The sequence below is a fragment of the Mangrovibacter plantisponsor genome, assembly GCF_003182475.1.
Taxonomy (GTDB): Bacteria; Pseudomonadota; Gammaproteobacteria; order Enterobacterales; family Enterobacteriaceae; genus Mangrovibacter; species Mangrovibacter plantisponsor.
On sequence record NZ_QGTS01000007.1, the window covers coordinates 138,434 to 159,876 of the forward strand.

The following is a 21,443-nucleotide window of genomic DNA, read 5'->3' on the forward strand; positions in this document are numbered from 1 at the left end:
CACACATGAAAATAATAACAAGGTGCGCCATAAGGCGCGCCTGACTGGATGGGCACTATGTCATATACACCGATGAGCGATCTCGGGCAGCAAGGTCTGTTCGATATCACCCGGACTTTATTGCAACAGGCTGATTTGTGCGCGCTTTCTGAAGCACTCACCCAACTGGTTCGCCAGGCCGGGCTGGCAGACCAGGCGAATATTCTGCTCTGGCAGCCCCATCACCAGCGAGCCAGTTTTTATGGCACCGACGGCAAAGGCTCGCAACTGGAATACGAAGACGAAACTGCACTGGCAAACGGCCCACTGCGCCGGATATTGTCACGCCCGGAAGCGCTGCACTGCCAATACGAAGAATTTAAAGACACCTGGCCACAACTGGCACAAATGCCGTTATATCGCTCTTTTGGGCACTATGGGTTGTTACCCCTGGCGGCTGAAGGCCATATTTTCGGAGCCTGTGAATTTATTCGCCAGAACCCGCAAAACTGGAGCGAGAAAGAGTTTGCCCGCCTGCAAATATTTACCCAGGTGGCAGGTGTGGCTGCGGAACAAATTCAGCATCGCCTGACTTCCAGTTACGAATACCAGATATTGTGCCGGGAACGGGACGACTTCCGCATACTGGTTGCCATCACCAATGCCGTCTTATCAAAACTGCATCTCGATGAACTGGTCAGTGAAGCAGCAAAAGAGATCCATCACTACTTTAATATTGACTCTATCAGTGTGGTGTTGCGTAACTCGCGCAAGAACAAGGTCAGCATCTGGTCTACTCATTACGTGGACAAAGCGGCTCCGGTACATGATCAGAGTGAAGTGGATGAAGCTGGCACCTTATCTGAACGGGTGTTTAAAAGCCGCGAAATGCTGCTGGTCAACCTGAACCAGCGCGATGAACACGCGCCTTATGAACGCATGTTATTTGAAATGTGGGGCAACCAGATCCAGACACTGTGCCTGTTACCACTGATGTTCGGGCAAAATATTGTTGGTGTACTGAAGCTGGCGCAGTGTGAAGAGAAAGTATTTACCGCCAGTAATATCAAACTATTACGCCAGATTGCCGAGCGTATTGCTATTGCGGTAGACAATGCGCTGGCTTACCAGGAAATTCACCGGCTGAAAGAAAAACTGGTGGATGAAAACCTGGCACTCACTGAACAAATTAATAATGTGTCCAGTGAGTTTGGTGAAATTATTGGCCGCAGTGACGTGATGTCATCGGTTATGAAACAGGTGGAAATGGTCGCACAAAGCGACAGTACCGTGCTTATCCTTGGGGAAACCGGTACCGGCAAGGAACTGATTGCCCGTGCTATCCACAACCTGAGTGGGCGTAACAACCGGCGCATGGTAAAAATCAACTGCGCGGCCATGCCCGCTGGTTTGCTGGAAAGTGACCTGTTCGGCCATGAACGTGGCGCATTTACCGGTGCCAGCACCCAGCGTATTGGCCGCTTCGAACTGGCAGATAAAAGCTCGCTTTTTTTAGACGAAGTGGGCGATATGCCCCTGGAGTTGCAGCCCAAATTATTGCGCGTATTGCAAGAAAAAGAGTTTGAACGCCTGGGAAGCAATAAAGTTATCAACGCCGATGTCAGGCTGATAGCCGCCACCAACCGGGATTTGAAACAGATGGTTGCTGACCGGGAATTTCGCAGCGACCTCTACTACCGGCTGAATGTTTTCCCCATCCAGTTACCTCCCCTGCGTGAACGCCGTGAAGACATCCCGTTACTGGTAAAAGCCTTCACCTTCAAGATAGCACGCCGCATGGGCCGCAGTATTGACAGCATTCCGGCAGAGACACTGCGCACCCTGAGCCGTATGGACTGGCCGGGTAATGTCCGTGAACTGGAAAATGTGATTGAACGTGCAGTATTGCTGACCCGCGGCAGTGTGTTGCAACTCTCTTTGCCTGAACAGGTGACGCTGAATGACCGGGCCAGTTTTGAACTGCCGGAAGATACAGATACGCCATTACAGGGTGAAGACGAAAGCCAGCAAATTTTGCGCGTTCTGAAAGAAACTAATGGGGTGGTTGCCGGGCCACGGGGTGCTGCGCAACGCCTGGGTATTAAACGCACCACGTTGCTTTCCCGGATGAAACGGCTGGGGATAACCAAAGAGATGATTGAGTAAACCGTTCATACTTCACGGTCACCGGGCTCTGTTACCCGGTGACATCCAGCCCGTTGCACAGAGCCTGCGTTATTTCGCCTGATGCATGCACAGGGCAATTGGCGACACAACATTGCCAATAATCAGTGTTTGTGAATTCACCGGGTTAATATACAACACCAGTGAATTGCCAAGGCTCAGGCGTTTAAAAACCATCGGGAACACATTTTCTGGCAAGGTATCATGCCCCATGCGCTCCATACTGGTCACTTTCAAACGGTACTGGTTCAGTACAATATTGTCGTAGTCGAACACAGCCATGCGGGACAGTGAATACAGCTGATTCTGGTAGCGAACGTTACCCGCCAGCATAAACTGCCCGGTATTTTTCCCGGAAACATGAAAGGTAATTGTGCCATCATAAGCAAGGGGCACAGCGGAAGATGCGTCCTCATAATGCAGGCTGGCTTCGCAATTCAGTAGCACCGGGTCTGCAGTACTGGTGATTTTGACCACCGCCAGCCCACACATTGCCACCACTAACACACCCGCCAGAATCCGCGACACCATTACGGCTTCCTCCAGTTATATTTATAGGTACTGTCGCAGTAAAGCAGGTTATTCTGCCCTTGTTCCAGTGAGCATGTAGCAACAAACATTCGCCCTTCCCTGCCCAAATAAACTTGTTTCTGAACCTGGAAATAAACCACAGCAGGTTCACTCAGGCACTTTTCTTTTATCTCAGGAGCGGCCAGATTAAGGATATCCAGCGCGTTTTTTTTCATCTCCGGCGATAACTTCTGCCAGGAGTTCAACTGGCATAAGCCCAGTTTCCCTTGAGAATAAACTTTGCTGTACAGTGGTGAGACATGAACTTCCCGATAACTTTTTACTGCCAGGGTGCTCACCAGCAAAATAGCCGCAATCAGAATCAAATTAACGGCCATAGGAATAAGCGAAGAGCGTACCGAATCGGGATGAGTGGTTACGCCTGGCAGCGCTTCAGGTATGGTATCAGGCTCTTCCACTGGGGTTTCAACCCAGGGGGCAACCGAAATAGCGGAATTAAAGTAGAACCCGACACGCGGCACGGAAACAATAATGTCATCATCTTCTATCCACGCAGACAGTGTCTTGCGCAAAATACTGATGTACTGATTAAGGGAGCTGTTTGACCCGGTATGCCCTTGAGACTCCCAGACCTTATCGAGAATCTCTTCACGTTTAAAAACCTCGCCCGGGGCAGACAATAATAAAGCAAGAATACGATTAGCGGTTGGCGTCAGCGTTTTTGCTTCATCCTGATGCTGTGCGTCCTGCATCAGTAAGACGCCATTTTCCGTGTCATAGATGACGGTATTAGCGATAAGATAATTCATATGGGATTAAGTTAAGGCCGCCTTTAGTTTCCGTGTGCTCCTGTCACCAGGATTGGCATAGCATAGCATAGTTCTGTCATTATGCTGTTGTACAACCATGCAGTTAAACTGCCCTGTATCCATACAACGGGTTTACACCGCTACAGATTTACACCACATCGTGGTATTCAAATGTGGTGCCAAAACAACTCAAACCAGGCACAGGTTTAAGCAGACCTTTTCCTTTAATACACCACTAATGTGCATACTGAAATGCAGCAGCCTCCTGGCCGGAAACCCGTTGCCAGGCAACAGTGGTACGCACTTTGGTTTTCGGTTCGTGCAATTCCAGTTCAACTTTATGCAACATATTAAGAAAATACAACGTGATATAAAAATCGCTGTTCTTCGTGCAATGGATTTTATTCATGATGTTGCGCTTCTTATTTGAAACAGACTTCACATTATTACCAGTAACCCGGGCAATTTGTTTTGCGCGCATGCAAGAAAAATAGTCATTAATAAAAGCCAGTTCACAAGGAGTAAACAGTGGTTTCTGCGGGCTTAGCTCATCTGCCAGATTCAGGCCAATCGTTTCTCTGTGCATATCATTGAGCTGTACTGCCAAATCATTACGCAACTCAGTAATATTATTATCAACACAAATAAATTTATTTAATTTCTCTGGAGAAAATTCACTGACAATATTATAGAAATAACCTGAACAGAAAATCAGATCCCAGGCTTCAAGATCCAGTTTCTGGAAACGCTGTAGTTCCAGAAAAGGAGTGGCATCAACCACGACAACCATTCTGAGGTGACCAATATTTAACTGGCTCTTTCTGACAACATCCTCCACCACTTTTTTTATAGCCAGTGTAATAAAATAGTTTTCACCATCAATATGAATTTGATTGCTCATAATAGACCCTATTAAGCCTTAGTCTTGTTAATAACGCACACAATAAACGGGCTTCAGTCATGCACACTATTCAGGATTCAGGAACCAGGCTTTGCGCTCTGAAGCGTTTACTTTTACTTTTTCTTCCCACACACCAGCAGAAGAAACACGTGATATCAGTGAGGAATATAAAACCACTCATATGACTCAATGTAAAATTAAACACCTTTAAATTACTATTTTTAATTGTTTAAAACCATTTAATAACAAAAATCAAGAATAAAACGCTAAAAAAACTTAAGGCAAACGAATCAAAAAATAGAAAATCCCGAAAAAAAACGGGCAAAAAAAATCTTAAAAGAACTATTTATGTGATGCATGTAGCATTTTTAATGCATTTTAATGCATTTTAATGCATTTTAATGCTTCAATTTAACAAGATAATAACCAAAAACATTAAATACAAAACATTTTATAAACATTGTGAACATTTGGGATTTTTCACGGTGTTGATACGGCTTATTACATTTTCGCAATCATCAACAGGAATGTGGGTTGGCAGGCTATTAATTTCTACAATTACCTCAGGAAACCCACTATTTCACCGGGCTATGAATAAAGGCCTGCCGCAAGGTGCGGCCAGACCAGCAGAGATAAACAGGAATAACAAAAGTAGCAGAATAGCAAGCCAGAAATAGCTATTACACTAACCAGGATTTTGCTCACAGGCATTAATTCATTTTTATTAAATACCCATTGCATGCTGAATAAAACAGACTGGCTAAATTTTATACTCACGGTAAATGGCAGAACGACCACTCTTCACGGGTTTCAGGTATGCCAACAACATGATATCTCCTGTACGATGTTATCTTGCGTATATACAGGGCTTCAGAAATAGCTGCCGAACGCGTATTAAGCTCTGCCTTTCCCCCTTCAATACCGGGTGGTTAAGTTCCAGGAACCAATTTACTATAACGCCTGGAACCACAGTATAAGATACCTGGTGTGATTACCGCTCCTGTAACAGAGGCATAACAGACTGAGCTGGCAGTGGTTTCCCTAATAAATACCCCTGCAGTACATCACACCCCAGACCGGTAAAAAAGTCCTTTTGGGCCTTAGTCTCTACGCCTTCTGCCACTACGTTGAGTTTCAGAGAGCGGGCAAGTTCAATTATCAACGCAACAATTGCCGTGTTTTGCGAACCGGGATCTGTATCTTTAATGAACGCGCGATCAATTTTCAGCTCACTGGCTGGCAGGGCTTTCAGGTAGAGCAAATTCGCATAGCCAGTCCCGAAATCATCAATGGAGATTTTCACGCCACGCGCCTTCAATTGCGCAAGGCGGGAAGCGCTTTCTTGCGGGTTATTTATGGCAGAGGTTTCTGTTATCTCAAGTGTCAGCACATCCGGTGGCAGTTGGTATTTTTCGAGGCAAGTGAGTACTTGCGCTACCAGCTCAGGCTGTGCCAGTTGCAGAGCAGATAAATTCACCGCCACCGACCAGTGAGTGGCACCTTCACTACGCCATTGTGCTAACTGCCGGCAGGCTTCATCCAGCACCCAGTTCCCTACAGCAATAATCAAACCATACTTCTCTGCGCAAGGCAGAAAACTGTCTGGAGACAGCAAGCCTTTTTCCGGGTGTTGCCAACGAATTAAGGCTTCAAAACCAATAATGGCACCAGTGGGAGCGCAAAATTTAGGCTGGTAATAAAGGCAAAACTCCTGATTTCTGAGTGCCTGATGCAATGCCGAAATCAACTGGTTTTCCTGGATTTGCCGGTCTCCCATTCCGTGCTGGTAAAAATGAAAATTATTGCGCCCATGTTGCTTGGTGTAATACATGGCGGTGTCGGCGTTAAACATTAACTCACGCACATCGCGCCCGTCTTCCGGGTAAAGAGCGATACCCACGCTCAAACTCACCCGGGCAGATTGCTGCGCTAAACTATAAGGAGCCAGCACACTCGCCACCAACTCTTTGGCGAGCGCCGCCGCTTCAATTGCGCGTGTCACTGGCATGAATAAAACAAACTCATCGCCACCCAGGCGGGCAAGAATGCCGCGGTTCATCAGCACGCGCTTCATTCGCGCCACTACATCCACCAGCAAGAGATCCCCGGCCTGGTGGCCTAACCGGTCGTTGACCTGTTTAAAATCATCCAGATCAAGGAACATCAGGGCAAAGCGTTGGTTTTCACTACGGGCTTGTGCCAGTGCGACAGCCAGTTGTTGTTCCAGCCAGCCCCGGTTAGGTAGCCCGGTTAACCAGTCGTAATGGGCACGCTCTTCCAGCTCCGCATTCGCACGGGCTAATGAATTCACCAGTTCACTGGTTTTATTGTGCAGGCGCGCATCCAGCACTGAAGTCAGCAGAGCAATCCCCAGAATTGTCAGGCTCACAAGAGTAACCAGCAGAGCCATCCAGTTACTGTTCAGCCCATGGACGCCATGGGCGTGCCCAGGAAAATGGGCCGCCATCATTCCGGTATAGTGCATCCCGGCAATACCAACACCCATAACACAGGCGGCAGCGACCCGATACGCATGAACAGCCCGGCGGCGCAGGCGCAAATGGAAAGTTAAATACAGAGCACAACCTGCCGCGATAAAAGCAACCATAACAGAGGCCGCGACCCAGACCGGGTCCCAAATGATGGCAGGTGAGATCTCAACAGCCATCATGCCGGTATAGTGCATTGCAACAATGCCACTTCCCATCGTGATACTGCCACTGATTAACCGGTGCAACGGCAACACAGCGTGGCACACCAGATGCAAAGCAAAGAGCGATGCCGCAATGCCCATAAGTAAAGAAAGGAGTGTCAGTGGCAAGTTGTAGGCCAGCTGGACTGGCATAACCATCGCCAGCATGCCAATAAAATGCATAGCCCAGACACCAATCCCCATTGCTGTTCCACCGCTAACCAGCCACCAACGGGTAGCCCGGGTTTTTACTTCCATGACTCTGCCCGCCATATCCAGAGCAGTATAAGAAGCAACAACAGCAACCAGGAAAGAAATAGCCACAAGAACAGGATTATAGTGGGCAACCATCATACAAACATCTCAGATAAACACAGTCCAGGGCTCATATAATCCGGGTAAACACACCAGAGTAAAAACAGCGCACCGCCGGACCGGGAATACGTGCTTGTCTATGGCCAGAAATTAGCACAGCTATTGTGGCGAAAAGCCTCATAGCGAATCAACAAAAATAATGCCTGACAAAACCATATTTATTATCCGGGTTTCATTGCGTTAATTCACACAATTACTCCAACTAACCATAATGCATTAAAAACCCACCAACAGATAAGAAACATCTGATATACAAAATAAACATCAAAACGCCCCCACCAGCCATATGGATATTTTTACCGTCATTTTTCCGGCAATACCCGGTATCACTCACCTTCTGTGAGCATGCCCACAGGTTACCAGGCAAATGCCTGAACCCAGTAAAGATAAAAGAAAACATATCAACCAGATGCACAAGACGGTCTGCCAGAACAGGGGCATAGAATAAGTATGTTCTTTATTGCTTCTTTATTTACCCTATTGGGGGACAACGATGAGAATAGAAAAAATAACCCTCTCGCGTATTGCTATTCCTTTTGATTCAGGCCGGGAAAAATATGCGGATGCGCATCAGGACTATAATGCAGCCTCGCCAGCATTAAGTAAGATGGAGTCGTTGCTGGTGTGTATTGAAACCGACGATGGCTTAACTGGCTGGGGAGAAGCCTTCGGGCATTTAATTAACCCTGTCACTTTCTGTGCATTAGAGCAGTCTGTTGGGCCTTTTTTCCTTGGTAAAACACTGGAAGATAAGGCAGGCCTTGACGCACTGATGACTGAAGCAGATTACGCCTTCCATGGTTTTGGTCGGACAGGCCCGGTACGTTATGCGTTATCAGCCATAGATATTGCGCTGTGGGATTTGCTTGCCCGCAAAGCCCAACAACCACTGTGGCGTTATCTTGGCGGCCAGCGCCAGGCAATTCAGGTTTACCCAAGCCTGGTCAGTTATGGCAACGACCCGGCCCGGGTTGCAGAAAAAGCCCGGGAAGTCTGGCAGCAAGGCTATAACGCAATCAAACTCCATGAGACATCCTTTCCGGCAATAGCCGCCGCGCGCCAGGCTCTGCCAGATGATGTCGCGTTAATGGTCGATGTTAACTGCCCATGGTCCGTGGAAGAAGCCAGCCAGCAGGCAGACGCGCTGCGCGAACTGAATCTGACCTGGCTTGAAGAGCCGGTCTGGCCACCGGATGACTACGCAGGCCTGGCAGAGGTTCGCCGCCGGGGTGTTCCACTTTCTGCCGGTGAAAATGCTGCAGGTGACGCAGATTTTGAGCGACTGGTGAGCACTGGTGCCGTTGATATTCTCCAACCGAGCGTATGCAAAGTGGGCGGGATTAGTGGCATGTTAAGGGTTTTCGCCCTGGCTCAGGAGCGCCAGGTCGCGGTTGTCCCTCACTGCTTTTATTATGGTGCCGGGCTGCTGGCAACAGCGCATCTGATAAGTCTTCTGCCTGCCAATGTCCGCCTTGAAGTCCCCTGGGTTCAGTGGACACCATTGCTGTACCCCTTCCTTAATATCCAACCTGAGATGACGTTACCGGACTCACCCGGACTGGGATTTGAACCAAACCCGGAAGTTCTGGCGAATTACACTATCGCCAGTGCAACCTGCATTTTCAATGGAGGTTCCCATGTTTAAAAACCGTTATCGCGTTGTCATAGCGCTGCTGCTGTTTTTCGCAGGGATGCTCAACTATCTCGACAGAGCCGCATTGTCTGTTATGGCACCATTGATTAAGCACGACCTGAGTATGGACGACGCCCATATGGGTATTCTGTTCAGCTGTTTCTTTGTTGGGTACTGTGTGTTTTGCTTTATTGGTGGTTGGGGCGCTGACCGCCTGGGCCCACGAAAAGTCTATGCATGGGCTGCCGGGATCTGGTCACTGTTTTGTGGTGCCACCGCGCTGGTAAATGGTTTCTTTCACCTGCTTATCGTCCGGGTACTGTTCGGGATTGGCGAAGGGCCGATGGGCACCACCACCAATAAATCTATTGCGAACTGGTTCCCCAAAGCAGAAGTGGGCCGGGCCGTTGGCTTTACTAACGCAGGCCAGCCTTTAGGTGCAGCGATTGCAGCACCCATTGTGGGTTTTGTTGGCCTGTGGTACGGGTGGCGTATCTCATTTGTAGTTATTGCCTGTCTGGGTTTTGTCTGGCTTGGCGCCTGGTTATTGCTGTTCCGTGATAAACCAGAAATGCACCCTTCTGTCAGTAAAGAAGAAGCACAGTTTATTGCGGAGAACCGCCCGGCAACCAGTGTTCAGAGTAGCAATGATACGCAGCAGCATACCTTCTGGCACTACATCCTTTCCCCATCGGTGCTGGGCGTGGCGGCTGCCTTTTTCTGCTTTAACTATATCCAGTATTTCTTCCTCTCCTGGCTACCCAGTTATTTAACTGACTTCCAGCATCTGGATATCAAAAGCATGAGTATTATTGGTATCCTGCCCTGGTTAGGCGCCACTCTGGGCTTTATTGGCGGAGGTACAGTGTGCGATGCTATCTTCCGCAAAACCAATAACTTCCTGTTTTCCCGCAAGGCAGTCATCTTTATGGGGCTGGGCATTGCTGCCGTAAGTGTACTGGCTGCCGCCTGGGCACAAAGCCTGTCTGTCGCCGTCAGTTGCATCACACTGGCAACAATTTTCGCTTATATGACACCACAGGCGTGCTGGTCATTACTGCAGGATATCGTGCCAGCGGAACGCATCGGCACCACGGGTGGGTTTGTTCACCTGCTGGCTAACCTGGCCGGGATCATGTCACCCGTTGTCACCGGCTTTTTGATTCAGTACGGTGGGGGTTACCATGCTGCATTTGTGCTGGCAAGTTGCCTTGCGTTAGTGGGTATGGTGGCTCTGTTTGCGTTAGTCAGGAATAAAAATAAGTTAGCTTATTCACTAAACTGATAGCCATTATATAAATACAGGGATTCGCATTGGGTAGAGTCAGGCTCATACTGGCTCACCCATTAAACCGGTTATTTTTCATTGCATAAGCATTTTACCGTGATGTAACTCTCATTTATCCCTGCAGTAATTACACTTCTCTGGCGCATAAACTGCGGCCCATCACATAAATAAGGCCAAAAATATCATCTAATTTCGCTATTGCCGTCGAACTATAACGGTATACTCTGTCACATAAGGCGTAATTGTACGTCTGGTTATCTTCCTTTTATTTTACATAGCAAGCAGGCTGGCTTATTTGTGCAGGGAAACCTGCCCATGGTATTCGGCATCATACTCATGTAATGCATTGATAAGATGAAATTTGCATTAGAATAAGCCAGCTATTTCTTTCTCTCTGTTTATTTTACCTGCCCGGTTCCCGGCAACACTGCCTCAATCCCCCAACATCAGATAATGTTAAACACTGCTTACTATTTATGGTTATTAGCGTTTGTTAGTTACTCGCTTTATTTCATCAATCACACATTAATTATAAGAATTTTCACGTTATAAATGGCATGACACGGCATTATAAAAAACTACAATAACTGCCGTAATTTCAAAGTAATGATTAGTAGAGCAATTAATTTAACATGGCAAAACCGGCAGGCCAGTAGCAACAACTGGCAGAAAAATGCTTCTCCGCATTCATCATTTTCACTCATCAAAATGGAACCAGGCAGCCAGTGAGTATGCCGAGATGTGTAAGAGCAAAAGGCAACTGCGATAACCGAATTATTTCATCGAAAAGGATAGCTGATGATTTATCTGATTGACAAAATGCTGTATTTCCGCCCGGACGATGGCGCTATCTGGTGGAGCACTCCCAATGAAAGTAAAACCGTTCTGACCACCACAGCCAGCCGTCTGCTATGGCTTTTGCTCGAACGCCAGGGTGAATTATTAATGCGCGACGACATCATTTACCATGTCTGGGCGCGTCATGGTCTGGAAGGTTCGAACAACAGCCTGAACCAGTATATTTCAACTATTCGCCGGTCACTGAGCGCATTTGGCCTTGAAGGGGAAACCATCAAAACAGTGCCGCGTATGGGGTTTATGTTTTCCCGGGAGATTAGTGTCACTCGCCTGCCACCAGCGCCGCCGCCATCACGTAAGGACGATTTCCAGGCTTTGATTAAGGCACAGGAGCCGCTCCCCCACCCGGCCCCCCCTTCTCAGCAACCCGCCACAACGTTACCCGTTGGTCCCCACAAAAAGTTTGCGTGGTTTCAACACAAGCGTGCAATTTATACCACGGCGCTGCCACTGCTGGTTCTGTTCATCGTAGGGTGCATGGCTACCTTCATCTATTTGACCAACTCCTCCCCTCCTGCCAGTGCCAAGCGTATTGGTGTTATTGGCCAGTGCGAACTCTACAGCCTGCCACCACACCCTAATAAGGAACACCCCAATACCATTACCCTCGCAAGCCAGTTGGTTGCATTCAGTGAACTCCCTTGTCGTGAATCCGGTGTATTTTTCTTTCAGGCCGACTCCAGCGTATTTGAGAAATCTACCGGGCGTTTTTACGTTGCATCCTGCGAAAAAGAGAGAGACACACTGCAGTCCTGCGTAAATTTTATGTCTCATGATGCCAAAAATGTACTGAGCACAACGGTGCAATAAACGCAGGTGTCAGGGCCGCACAATACTTCTGAAGGGCAGATAATTCAGGCCTGAAAGCAATAAAAAACCCGCCAGGGAATTATTCCCCTGGCGGGATAACGAACCGCAGCCTTTGAATGGTTCAGGCTATCAATTTAGTGAATTACTGAGCATAACCTTCCTGGTTAATGTGCTCTGTCACCAGCGTTTCATCTTCTTCTTCAGTAATTTCTGGAACAGCCAGGCTCGCGCCGACACCCCAGTAGTAGCACACCAGGCTGATAACAGCTGACAGGATCATATCCCATGGTGAGCTGATTAACCCGGTGCCGCCAAAAGTACCAAGCCCGGAAATAACCATCATGGCAATGTAATAGACCAGTAACCACCATGCGCAACCTACATCGCGCTGATGATGCTGCCCTTTCTTCGCAAACAGTGCATACAAAACCCAGGCAACAATCAAAATAGGTAGCAGAATGATGTTAACCGACCAGCCACTCCAGTAAACCAGCATAGTACTGGCAACAAAGGCCAGTGGGCTTAACAGGTTAAACAGCGGCAGGCGGAAAGGGCGGTGTAAATGAGGCAAATGGCGGCGGAAAGCCCCGGCAGAAATAGGGCCTGGCAGATAAGTAAAGACCGTTGCGGAGGTCACCGCGCCAATCAACCCACCCCAGACCTGGAATTCAGAAGGCAAAGTCCAGGCAATAGCCAGCACCAGCGACAACCATAAGGCACCGCGCGGCACACCAGATTTTTCGTCTATTTTGCCAAACACTTTAAATAAGTGGCCATTACGCGCCCAGGCAAATAATACGCGGCTTGCCCCGGCAAGGTAGATATTCCCCGTGCCAGCAGGAGAGATAACGGCATCCACAAGGATGAGGTTAATCAGCCAGGTAATGCCAAGGCTGCGAGCCAGATCGGCATAAGGCGATTGCAAAACCTGTTTCAGCCCGTCCCAACCATGTGCACTCAACGCTTCAGATGGCACCGCACCCAGAAACGCATATTGCAGCAGCAAATAAATAACAAAACTTAAGCCAATTGCGATCATGATAGACAGCGGAACATCGCGTTGCGGGTTCTTCGCTTCACTGGCGAAATCCACCGCCTGGCGGAAACCCAGGTATGCAAAAACAATCCCTGCTCCGGTCAGTGAGGAGAAAATGCCGTGTGTACCACCAGGAGGTGGTGGTGGAACATCCAGGTTGGCGCCATGGAAATACATGAACAATGTGACAATTGTCAGCAATGGCACAATAAATTTGAAAGCAGTAACAATGGTATTAACCCGGCCAAAGACTTTCACGCTCCAGTAGTTCAGCAAGAAAAAGACGACCAACAAGCCAATCTGGACTGCAAAACCTGCCGCAGTCGGGCTGCCATCTGTATGACCCAGCGCAGGCCACCAGTAAACGGCATACTGGCGTACCGCTTCAACTTCAACCCCTGCTGTACTGGTATAAGCAAGCAATGAACTCACACCAATGACAAAACCAACCACATTTCCGTGTGAGTAGTTAGGGTAACGAACAAATCCCCCGGCGCGCGGTAATGCTGCTGATAACTCAGCAAAAACCAGGCCGATTAATAATACGATTATGGCCCCCAGGATCCATGCCCAGCCTGTCTGTGCGCCGGCATATCCCGCACTGGTGAGTGCAGCATAGAGCCACCCAGAGCCAATCATTGACCCTATCCCCAGCAGAGTGAGATCGACTAATCCCAGCCCCTTTTTTAGTCCATGTTTCACCATCTGACCTACCCCTTATTTTCAGTTCCGGCACTCACTGGCCCGGCTATCTGCACGCTTTGTTGATGTGATGTGTTGTGTAACAGGGTTAGAACAGCAGGTTGCATGCCAGCCTGGGTATCGAGGGGTAAATAAATGTGTCTTTTTATAATTGAAGTATCTCCGGGTAACAGAACGATGAAATTTGCAAACCAGCGCCGCTAATTCAGCCAGGATAAAACACCAGCAGTCCTGGTTAACAGCAGAATTTTTGCTGGCGGCAGGCAATACGCACCAACAGAGTGCATGCATAAAAACAGTGCAAAGCGGGTTGGAATTAAAGTTGGGGCTGCGTGAGGTAAGCGGAGTTGAGCCTGGTTAATCACAAACTGGTTTACACCTTTAAAGCGGTTTCCCCACTTTAAAGGTGTCTTAGATCATGGTGCTTGCTGCCTGTTGCTATGCCCGTTCAGGCACATTAACGCTGGCGGCGGGAGACGAAATCTCGCTGTGCCGGGCCGGTGTATAACTGGCGCGGGCGGTAAATCTGTAAAGGTTCATCCACGGTTTCGTGCATCTCATTCCAGTGCGCCACCCAACCCAGGGTGCGCCCCACTGCAGTTACAACCGTAAACATGGTTGATGGCAGGCCCATCGCTTTAAGAATCACCGCAGTATAAAAGTCTGCGCTTGGGAACAACTTATTCTTAATAAAGTAGCTGTCATTAAGGGCGATATCTTCCAGGGCCATGGCGACCTGTAACAGACTGTCTTCCATACCCTGCTCTTTAAGCACCTTATGGCAGGTTTCACGTAAAATCGCCGCTCGCGGATCTGAATGTGTATAACGCGAGTTACCAAAACCCAGGCGCCGGAATACCGAAGGTTGCGCCATAGCACGCTGAATAAATGCCGGTATTTCATCGATCTCGCGGATCTCTTCCAGCATGCTCATGCAGGCTTCATTGGCGCCACCATGTTGTGGCCCCCATAAAGAAGCCAGGCCTGCAGCAATACAGGCGAAGGGATTCGCACCAGACGACCCGGCGGTGCGCACAGTCGTGGTAGAAGCACACTGGCCGTGATCAGCATGGAGGATTAAAATCTGGTTCATTGCCTGCTCAAGTACCGGGTTCACCACATAAGGTTCCGCCTGCACACCAAACAACATATGCAAGAAGTTACCGGCATAAGAGAGGGAGTTACGCGGATAATTGGCCGGTTGCTCAATGCTGTACTTGTAGCTCATGGCTGCAAGCGTTGGCATTTTCGAAATCAGGCGCACTTCAGCCAGGCGGCGATGCTCCGGGTTTGAGACATCAACCACTTCATGGTAGAAAGCCGCCAGCGCCCCCACTAATGCACACATTAACGCCATTGGGTGGGAATCACGACGGAAGCCACTGCACATTCTGGCCATTTGTTCGTGTACCAGTGTATGGCGGGTAATGGTATGGCTGAACGCCTGATATTCCTCTTCTGTTGGCGCATCGCCATACAACAGGATGTAGCTCAACTCCAGGAAATCACACTGCATCGCCAACTGGTCAACGGGGTAACCGCGATGCAGCAGTATGCTTTGTTCGGTATCAATATAACTAATCGCAGATTTACACCCGGCAGTATTACTGAAACCGGGGTCGTAGCTACACAGCCCTTGTTGCCCTAACGGGCGCAGGTCCACAGCTGACTGCCCAAGGGTACCGGGTAGCACATCCAGCCCCACCGACGAATTATCGTCTGAGAAAAGGGTAAGTTGTTGTGTCATGATGTTTATCTCTTCCTGCCTGTCAAAGTATCAATAATGAGCGATGCGGCCCTGTATCAGCACCTGACCCCACCAGGGCAATATTAAATATCACCTGTATTGGGTTCTTTGATATCAACTCGTCAAACATCACATTGCCCGGTATAGCGCTGCGTCCATTGCTATATCTGCTCAGCGGGTACTGGCGAGAATGCGTCAACACCTGATTAGTCGCACTGTCTGAGCCACACTACCACTTTCAGGTAGCCCTGCGCAAAAGCGATTCCGGGAACCAGATGTGATCCTCGCTGTATTTTATGCGCTATAAGCCTTCAAATAATCAGAATTAAAAGTTTAATTAATTAAAAAATTTAGATAAAAAAACCAAAATATTAGTTAATCTATTTATAAATACCATGCAAAACAGAATTTCCTCACAATCTGCTGCTCTTATTTATATCAGCAGGGACAGGCAGCAACGATGCTCACAGGTTACAAGTTCGAATCTATTCGCCGCCTTAACAATCAGAGGATCATTGCCTGGGAGATGCTGTCAACACTGCGCCCTAATATTGACGCAGAAGTGTATTTCTCCTCCCTTTCCCAGGAAAAACGCATATCACTTTTTGCAAACCAGGTAAATTACGCACTTTATACACCATGTGCTCAGTGTTATTACATTAATGCCGATTCAGAAGTTTTCCTGTCATCAACAATGGCTGAAGTCATCGCTGGTCATAATTTTTGCCAGCCAAAATTTGCACTCGAACTCACAGACCTGTGCAATATAATGCAACTCTCATCAGTGCAAATCAGGAAATTACGCCAGCGCATTACCCAATTACAGGCAATGAACATTCAGGTATGGGCTGATGACGTCACGCCCGGTTTGATTCAGTTCCTGCTCAAGGAAAAATTCTATTTTTATGGGGTAAAAATAGATAAATATGTATTTTGGGAACTGCGCGGGCACCAAAACCACCTCAATGACCTGATCAGAACATGCCAAAAACTATGCGCTAAGGTATTGATTGAAGGCATAGAAAACTATCACGACTTTTTGTCAGCACAACTCAGCGTGGCCGATTATGGCCAGGGTTACATGTGGAAACCAGTTGCGCATTCATTTAACTTGTGAACCTCTGGTGAATAAATTCAGAAAAACACACAATTCACTGATTTTTTTATTCCCACAGAGTCAAGCATGGCTACCTCCCCCGTACCACTTATGAAACTAAAAAAAACGTAGGTATTTTTAGTTTCATTTCATTTACAACACCAGGAATACACCATAATTCTTATCTTTTTATATTCTTTTTAAAATTCGAATATTATTTTATATACCACTTAAATATTCGCACCCAGAACGGGCGACGATGGTTCTCCGGTAAGTTCAGTCAAGTTCCAGAAACACTCACCGGTGATTATCAAAGTCAGGTTTTCTTAAACAAGAATATATCGATATGAAGGTTAAAAATATTGCTTACGCCTGTGCACTGGCAGTGATTTCTTTTGCCAGCCAGGCAGATGATAATACCAGCATGCATGTTACGCTGGAGGTGATGAAATCCTGCTCACTCTCTGCCAGTGATATGGATTTTGCGCAACACAGCTCTGCTGATACCAGCGAGATAACGGCCAGCAGCGAACTCACTATTACCTGCACCAAAGGCACTCCCTGGAAGCTCACTGCAGATTCTGCAGACCAGGCAAGCGGCACATTTTACCTGCACCCATCAAGTGATATGACAGATGCCGCGAACATTGCCTACAAACTCTACAGTGACGCCAGTAAGTCAGAACAAATCACCAGTACTGACGGCCTGGAAAGTACCGGCACCGGTACCACACAAAACCAAACACTATATGGCGTAATTGAGGCCAACGCACTGACAAGCGCAGTCGCAGGCCAGTACGACGACGATGTAAACCTGTACTTAACCTATTAACCAATGAAAACCAGGACGTTCGTTCTCATTATCTGGCTGTTTCTTATGCTGGCGCTGGCACACGATGCGCTTGCTGCCACCTTACAGGTTGCTCCGGTGAATATCGGCATGACAACTGAACAGCACGCCACAGCAGTGTGGCTCACCAACACGGGCAGCCAGCAAGAAGGCGCGCAAATTCGCCTGTACCAATGGCGTCAGGTGAATGGGAAAGACATTCTTGAGCCAGCGACAACACTGGTCAGCAGCCCGGCGATAACCTCGCTGGGCGCTGGTCAAAAACAACTTATCCGGTTGATTGCACTTAAGCCTTTTACCTCAGATCAAGAGCACAGTTTTCGGCTCATTATTGATGAACTTCCCGGTGAACAAGCGAACAGAGATGCCCGCCATGCCATCCATTTTTTGCTGCGCTATTCCATCCCGGTGTTTATCGCCAGCCACTCACTTCCCCAAAACGACATCAGTAAAACAGCCACCTGCCAGTGGGATTCTGCCCGCCAGCAACTGGTGTTACACAACCAGGGTATGCGCCATATAAAACTCAGTGACCTGCAAGTCTTAAACCAGCAGGGCCGCCTGCTGCACCATGATGATGGCTTAGTCGGTTATCTGTTACCCGGCTCCTGGCGGGCTCTTTCACTGCCTGCATTGTCATTGAATCAGGCCATCACGTTGAAACTGACACTCAATGAAGTGCCTTATGAATGCCCGCTCAACCATACTGTTGCTACTTTTAACAGGGTTACAGCCGCAACTCACCTGCGCTGAAACAACGCTTGTGGGAAGTCATGTCCAATGGTTGTCCGTCACGATTAATCAGGCTCAGTCATCAGGATTATTTGCCGTGCAAGTGGCTGGCACGGAAATATGGCTTAAACAGCAGGATTTACACACCCTGGGCATTGGCGCTGTCAGGGGTAAATTACCGCAGGGGGAATGGGTTAAATTAAGTGATATCCCGGGTATTTCAGCCAGGTATGATGCTCTTAACCAGCAATTATCCCTGTCTGCCAGTATGACGGCATTATCCCGGTGCCAGTACCTGGCCTGGCAACCCCGGGTTTCGCAGACTGGCACGCCCGCTACAAATACGCTGCTGGGCAACCTGACTTTGGGGTACAGCCTGAATGCCACTCATGCGACTGGCTACCAATATGCCAGTGCGCAAACCAGCCTGGCATCATCGGGGTGGCTTCCTGGTACAATTTCCAGCAGCTTTAACAGCCGCGTGGCCGAAAACCCACAAGATACGCAGGCCAGTACTACCCGGCTTATGACCGCCTGGCAATTTGATGACAGCCAGCACCAAATTTCCCTGGTGCTGGGCGATGCCATTACTTCCGGTGTTACCTGGAGCCGCCAGGTGCGTTTTGGTGGTATTCATCTTGCCCGCAACTTTCAACTGGCCCCCCAACTCAATACGTCACCCCGTGCCGAATACAGCAGTACCGCAGTGCTGCCATCAACCGTGGATTTATATATCGACGGACTGAAACAGAGCAGCCAGCAAGTTGTGCCAGGCCAGTATATTCTCGCCACACAACCCACTTTCACGGGCAATGGCCAGGCTGACATTGTAATTACCGATATCAATGGCCAGCGCAAAGTGGTCTCCCTGGATTTATACGGGGCACCGCAAATGCTGGCCGCAGGGTTGAGCAGTGGTACGCTGGATGTGGGCTGGATGCGGCAAAATTATAGCCTTAACTCTAATGATTATGCTCCGTACCCCATGCTGGATGCCGGCTGGCGCTATGGTGCCAATAACACTCTGACTTTAGCACTGCACACCGAACAACAACGCACAGCCCATAATGCCGGAGTGGGTGCTTACTGGCTGCCATCACCCTGGCTTGGCGTGTTAAGCGCCCATGTTGCTGTCAGCCATTCCTCTGCAGCACCTGGAAAGCAATGGGGTGTTGGCTGGCAATGGAATGGCCAGGGATACGCGTTCTCTGCCAGTACCACACTGCGCGACAATACGTTTGCCGATATTGCCAGCGCCAGTGGTGTTGTGGCTGCCCGGCGCAGTGATGCAGCCTGGGCAAGCACTCAGTTAGGGCCGCTGGGGCAACTCGGCGTGGGCTGGGTACGCCAGTACGCCACAGGAAGCAATGAACAATACCTGAACGCCTCATGGTCCAAAACCTTTGCCCGCGGGGTGAATACCAACATAACCTGGACGCGGGATATTGCCGGCAGAGATTCGCAAATCAACCTCACACTGGCGATTCCATTTGGTTTTCATGACCAGCTCTCTGCCCAGAGCACTGGCAGCAGCCAGCAGTGGCGCTATCGCCACCAGGCCGATAATGACCAGGGCGGCTGGTCCTGGGATGCCGGGCAATCCAATGGCAGCCAAAAATATCACTATGCCGATGTTGGCAACCTTAACCGCTACGGTGAATGGCACCTCGGTATCAACAAAACACAGACAGAAACCAGTGGCTGGTTAACAGGCGAAGGCAGCCTGACCTTGCTCCGTGGGCACATCTACCCCATGCGCCAAAGCCACCAGGGGGTTGCGCTGGTGTCCAGTAACAGTATTCCATCGGTTCCTGTCTACCAGGAGAACCGCCTGGTTGGCAAGACAGACGATAAGGGATGGTTATTGCTAACAGAGCTGCCGGGATACCACACCAGCAAGATAACCATCGACCCGCTTAATCTGCCCGCCGCCGTTCTGACACCAGTAACTGAACGCTATGTTTCACCTGGAACCGGGCAGGTCGTGCTGGTTGATTTTGATATGAAAGAAGCGCTTTCCGTTATGGCACGCCTGGTGAATACCCACGGCGACCCGTTACCCATGGGAAGCCAGGTTCGGCTCAGGGGTAACAGTACCACCCAAAGTGTGGCTCGCGATGGCATGATTTGGCTCGAGAACCCGACACTCCCTGCAGAACTGGAAGTAACCACTAACCAACACTTGTGCCATGCCCGCCTGCCCGCCAGGCCTGCCGGGCAGTCTTATCTGCAATTAGGGAATATTCTATGTCAGTGATGGCTCACATACTGAAAGTGGCTTGCCTGTGTGCTTGCCTGATATGCCCGGCAAAAACCATGGCCGCCAGTTGCTGGATAACCCATGGTGCCAGTATTGCTTTTGGCACCATCGCAACAGACAGCGTTAACCAAACGCAAACCAGTGTGGGCTACGCATGCCAGGCAGATTATGGCGCAACCCAGTACTTTGCCGTCTGCCTGTCCAGCCAGGAAGAGCCACCGTTCATCATGACCTCTAATGGCGATGAACAGGGCCACACGTATTCATTGCAATTTAATCTGTACAACGCCAGCGACACCTCGCAAATGCTGGCATCTTCAGCAAGTGGCAACCTGATACAGCAGGTGTTTTCAGCCGGAAACAACCAGCAAACAAGCGGTACTTTTCCGTTAACTGCCCGCATGCCATCTGGCCAGAGCCCGGTGCCAGCCAGAAGTTACTTTAACTATGCACTGGGAATAAAAATCACCTGGAACACCAGTACCCAACAAAGCACATTAACGCCCTGCCAGAACGGCATCAGTAGCGGCAGTGCCACTGACAGCTCCAGTAATGCGAATGCCACCATTTCTACTGGCTGCTTTATTGAAAGTGTCAGTACGCTCGACTTCGGTACTGTCAGCGCTGACAGCATCCGTTCCGGTATACGATCCACCGCCACATTACGTACCCACTGCCCCCCGGGAACCCAGTTTTCGATAGGCCTTGATAACGGAACCCATGCCAATGGCGCCACCAGGCAATTGTGCAGCGCCAGCGGCGACTGCCTGGCTTATTCACTCTGGCAAGACAGCGCAGCCACATCCCCCTGGGGAAACAATCGTGGGGAAAATACGCTGGAAACAACCAACAGCAATGGGAACGTCCAGGATTACACCATTTATGGCGTTGTTCCCGCGCAGTCCCCCCCTGCTGCAGCGACTTACACCGATGATGTAGTCGTCACGCTCAGTTATTAAG

Annotated in this window: 15 protein-coding genes; 9 read left to right on the top strand and 6 right to left on the bottom strand. The window is 49.1% G+C overall.

Annotation, left to right across the window (positions count from 1 at the left end; translation table 11 throughout):
- Positions 1-57 precede the first annotated feature (57 nt).
- On the top strand, positions 58-2,145 hold the full coding sequence (gene flhA / locus DES37_RS12830) for a formate hydrogenlyase transcriptional activator FlhA (protein WP_110026026.1): 2,088 nt from the start codon (positions 58-60) through the stop codon (positions 2,143-2,145).
- Positions 2,146-2,214: 69 nt separating this feature from the next.
- On the opposite strand, the gene DES37_RS12835 is transcribed toward flhA, so the two are convergent.
- The 4 genes from DES37_RS12835 to DES37_RS12850 form a co-directional block, all read right to left on the bottom strand.
- On the bottom strand, positions 2,215-2,694 hold the full coding sequence (locus DES37_RS12835) for a FidL-like protein (RefSeq protein ID WP_110026027.1): 480 nt from the start codon (positions 2,692-2,694) through the stop codon (positions 2,215-2,217).
- Entirely contained in the window at positions 2,694-3,503 is an 810-nt protein-coding gene (locus DES37_RS12840) for a winged helix-turn-helix domain-containing protein (RefSeq protein ID WP_110026028.1), read from the bottom strand. The genes DES37_RS12835 and DES37_RS12840 overlap by 1 nt, the downstream gene beginning before the upstream one ends.
- Before the next feature lie 235 nt (positions 3,504-3,738).
- Positions 3,739-4,404 (bottom strand): hypothetical protein, encoded by a 666-nt coding sequence (locus tag DES37_RS12845; protein ID WP_110026029.1) that lies wholly within the window; start codon positions 4,402-4,404, stop codon positions 3,739-3,741.
- Positions 4,405-5,395: 991 nt separating this feature from the next.
- Positions 5,396-7,450 (bottom strand): putative bifunctional diguanylate cyclase/phosphodiesterase, encoded by a 2,055-nt coding sequence (locus tag DES37_RS12850; RefSeq protein ID WP_110026030.1) that lies wholly within the window; start codon positions 7,448-7,450, stop codon positions 5,396-5,398.
- 514 nt (positions 7,451-7,964) lie between these two features.
- Here DES37_RS12850 and DES37_RS12860 point away from each other — a divergent pair.
- From DES37_RS12860 to DES37_RS12870, 3 genes are all read left to right on the top strand, one after another.
- Positions 7,965-9,116: a mandelate racemase/muconate lactonizing enzyme family protein gene (locus DES37_RS12860; RefSeq protein ID WP_110026032.1), complete on the top strand. Its 1,152-nt coding sequence runs from the start codon at positions 7,965-7,967 to the stop codon at positions 9,114-9,116.
- Complete coding sequence (locus tag DES37_RS12865; RefSeq protein WP_110026033.1) at positions 9,109-10,389, top strand: MFS transporter; 1,281 nt, start codon at positions 9,109-9,111, stop codon at positions 10,387-10,389. Before DES37_RS12860 ends, DES37_RS12865 begins: the two co-directional genes overlap by 8 nt.
- A gap of 801 nt (positions 10,390-11,190) precedes the next feature.
- A complete protein-coding gene (locus tag DES37_RS12870; protein ID WP_110026034.1) occupies positions 11,191-12,060 on the top strand; it encodes a transcriptional regulator in 870 nt (289 codons plus the stop codon).
- 142 nt (positions 12,061-12,202) lie between these two features.
- On the opposite strand, the gene DES37_RS12875 is transcribed toward DES37_RS12870, so the two are convergent.
- A complete protein-coding gene (locus tag DES37_RS12875) occupies positions 12,203-13,801 on the bottom strand; it encodes an APC family permease (RefSeq protein WP_110026035.1) in 1,599 nt (532 codons plus the stop codon).
- A 454-nt stretch (positions 13,802-14,255) separates the two neighbouring features.
- Positions 14,256-15,548 (bottom strand): citrate synthase, encoded by a 1,293-nt coding sequence (locus tag DES37_RS12880; protein WP_036109734.1) that lies wholly within the window; start codon positions 15,546-15,548, stop codon positions 14,256-14,258.
- Between the two features lie 457 nt (positions 15,549-16,005).
- On the opposite strand from DES37_RS12880, the gene DES37_RS12885 reads away from it, so the two are divergent.
- The 5 genes from DES37_RS12885 (at position 16,006) to DES37_RS12905 (ending at position 21,442) form a co-directional block, all read left to right on the top strand.
- On the top strand, positions 16,006-16,662 hold the full coding sequence (locus DES37_RS12885; protein ID WP_110026038.1) for an EAL domain-containing protein: 657 nt from the start codon (positions 16,006-16,008) through the stop codon (positions 16,660-16,662).
- Positions 16,663-16,987: 325 nt separating this feature from the next.
- Positions 16,988-17,473, top strand: coding sequence for a Csu type fimbrial protein (locus DES37_RS12890; protein ID WP_110026040.1), 486 nt, complete (start codon positions 16,988-16,990; stop codon positions 17,471-17,473).
- A 45-nt stretch (positions 17,474-17,518) separates the two neighbouring features.
- The gene (locus DES37_RS12895) at positions 17,519-18,244 is read left to right on the top strand and encodes a fimbrial biogenesis chaperone (protein ID WP_170123770.1); all 726 of its coding nucleotides are present in this window, start codon (positions 17,519-17,521) and stop codon (positions 18,242-18,244) included.
- 10 nt (positions 18,245-18,254) lie between these two features.
- Positions 18,255-20,480 carry a fimbria/pilus outer membrane usher protein gene (locus DES37_RS12900; RefSeq protein WP_245930061.1) on the top strand — a complete coding sequence of 742 codons (2,226 nt, stop codon included), beginning with the start codon at positions 18,255-18,257 and terminating at the stop codon, positions 20,478-20,480.
- On the top strand, positions 20,471-21,442 hold the full coding sequence (locus DES37_RS12905; RefSeq protein WP_110026045.1) for a Csu type fimbrial protein: 972 nt from the start codon (positions 20,471-20,473) through the stop codon (positions 21,440-21,442). The genes DES37_RS12900 and DES37_RS12905 overlap by 10 nt, the downstream gene beginning before the upstream one ends.
- The last annotated feature ends 1 nt before the right edge of the window (position 21,443 follow it).